Origin of the sequence: Mesorhizobium sp. M7A.F.Ca.US.006.04.2.1, assembly GCF_004022915.1 — a bacterium.
GTDB lineage: Bacteria > Pseudomonadota > Alphaproteobacteria > Rhizobiales > Rhizobiaceae > Mesorhizobium > Mesorhizobium ciceri.
In genome coordinates this window covers 1-1925 of sequence record NZ_RZQA01001036.1, presented here as the reverse complement: position 1 = coordinate 1925, position 1925 = coordinate 1, and the positions used below count along the sequence as shown (strand labels likewise).

Sequence of the window (1925 nt, the reverse complement as noted above, 5' to 3'; positions counted from 1 at the left end):
ACCTCATAGGCCTCTTCGATCGTGTAGGGCGCGATGGTCGAGAAATCCTGTTCGATATCCCAGGGACAGCCGGTCTTCGGCGCCCGCAGCGCCGCCATGATCTCGATCAGGCGCGAAATGTCTTTCGATGGCGTCATAGGGCTGATGCTATCCCGCGACCGGCCGCTCTGCCAACGCTGTCAGTTGGCAAGGGGAGATTGTCCACAGGGGGCAGCTCTGCGAAGGTCAGCTGACCAGAGCCTGGACTTCTCGCCGCCGGGCTGTAGTGAAACTTATCCTTCGTTATCAACTCCTTCGTTATCAACGCGCTGCAGGATCGCGCGGTAACGGCTGCACACTGCGGGATCGGCATAGAAGTCCACTTCCGTATCAATGATCTCGTCAAGGCTTAGTCCAAGGTAATGCGCCTTGACTTTTGCCAGGACGTCTTGCGCTTGCTTGATTTCGCCGAGTTCGGAATGGCAGACGACAAGACGAACGAGCGACCACGGAGGTACAGTCGCCATTTTCGCGTAGCAGGCAGTTGCCTCGCGATACCGCCCAGCCGTCGTCAGTATGACGCCACGGAAGTCATCATACCATCCCACAGCGTACGGGTCGCGGCGCTGGGCTTCGTTTATTTCGCTAAGCCCTTCCTCGGGCCTGTCCGTGTGATTGAGGAAAATAGCGCGGATACTAAGAATGAACGGATCGTTCGGATTGAGCGCAACCGCCCGGTCGAGGCTGATTTCAGCTTGCCTGAATTGGCGCAAATACAAGTGAGCGAAGCCGGTGGCGAGATGCCCATAGGCCTCGTCGGGGTCAAGGCCCAATGCGGTTCTTGCGATCTCCAGTCCGGAATGCAAATGACCGGGATTGTTGTAGTCCCAATAGTACTTGAAGGACTCCACAAAGCTGAGCATGGCGTGGGCGGCAGCAAACCGGGGATCGAGGCTCACCGCCCGGCGCAGAAAGGGTTCTGCTTCGAGCACCGTATCATAGACGGCTGCAAGTTGTAGCGCCCGCAAGTAAAACTCATAAGCCGACATATTGTTGGTCGGCCGGGACCTGGCGCGCGATGCAATCGCTGTTCTGGTCTGTCGTGCCAGACGCGCCGCAATCATCTGGGTGATTTCGTCCTGGATGGCGAAAATGTCGTCGAGTTCGCGGTCGTAGTGTTCGCCCCAGATATGGGCCATCAAGACGGCGTCTGTCAGCTGCACGGTGATGCGAACCCGGTTGCCAATCTTTCGGACGCTACCGTCGACGACATACTGCACGCCAAGTTTCTTTGCCACCTCGGCCACGTCATTGGCCTTGCCTCGGAACTGGAAGGAGGAATTCCGCGCAATGACTAGGAACTCCCTGAACTTGCCGAGCCCGGCGATGATGTCTTCTGTAATCCCGTCGCTGAAATAGTCCTGCTCCGGGTCCCCGCTCATGTTGTGGAAGGGTAGAACGGCAATTGATGGCCTGGTCGGCGCCGCAGCTTCTGCTGTAGCCCCGAAGGGCCTAGGGCCAGCATATTTATAGCCACGGCCATGCACGGTTACGATCATTTCGGCGGGCAGCAGTTTTCGTAGCGCCGAAATGTGGACCTGCAGCGTGTTCTCCTCCACCACCAGGCCGGGCCAGACCGCATCGAAAAGTTCGGTCTTGCTGACCACCTCATCCGGCCTGTCGAGCAACATGGCGAGGATGTCGAAGGAACGGGCCGAAAGCTCCACCGGACCTTTCGGCCCCAGCAACTGCCGTTCGGCGCGTTTCAAACGATAGTTCCCAAACTCCAAGTCCATCGGCAAAGAACCCGTCCTCGCGGGCAAGATAATCCAAGATGACCCTGAAGGCGAACTTCAGGGCCGTTCAGGACTCTTCAGGTCCGGGCCAAGGATTTGAACGGGAACCGGTGTCACTCTCCCCGTCACAGGAGGACACCATGACTGACA

Annotated in this window: 1 protein-coding gene and 1 pseudogene; both read right to left on the bottom strand. The window is 58.0% G+C overall.

The features are described from left to right. Nucleotides 1–137: pseudogene (locus tag EN925_RS41140) on the bottom strand (nucleoside triphosphate pyrophosphohydrolase); the annotation flags it as partial. Nucleotides 138–272: 135 nt separating this feature from the next. Further along, complete coding sequence (locus EN925_RS33870; RefSeq protein ID WP_245465125.1) at nt 273–1748, bottom strand: winged helix-turn-helix domain-containing protein; 1476 nt, start codon at nt 1746–1748, stop codon at nt 273–275. Between the last annotated feature and the right edge of the window lie 177 nt (nt 1749–1925).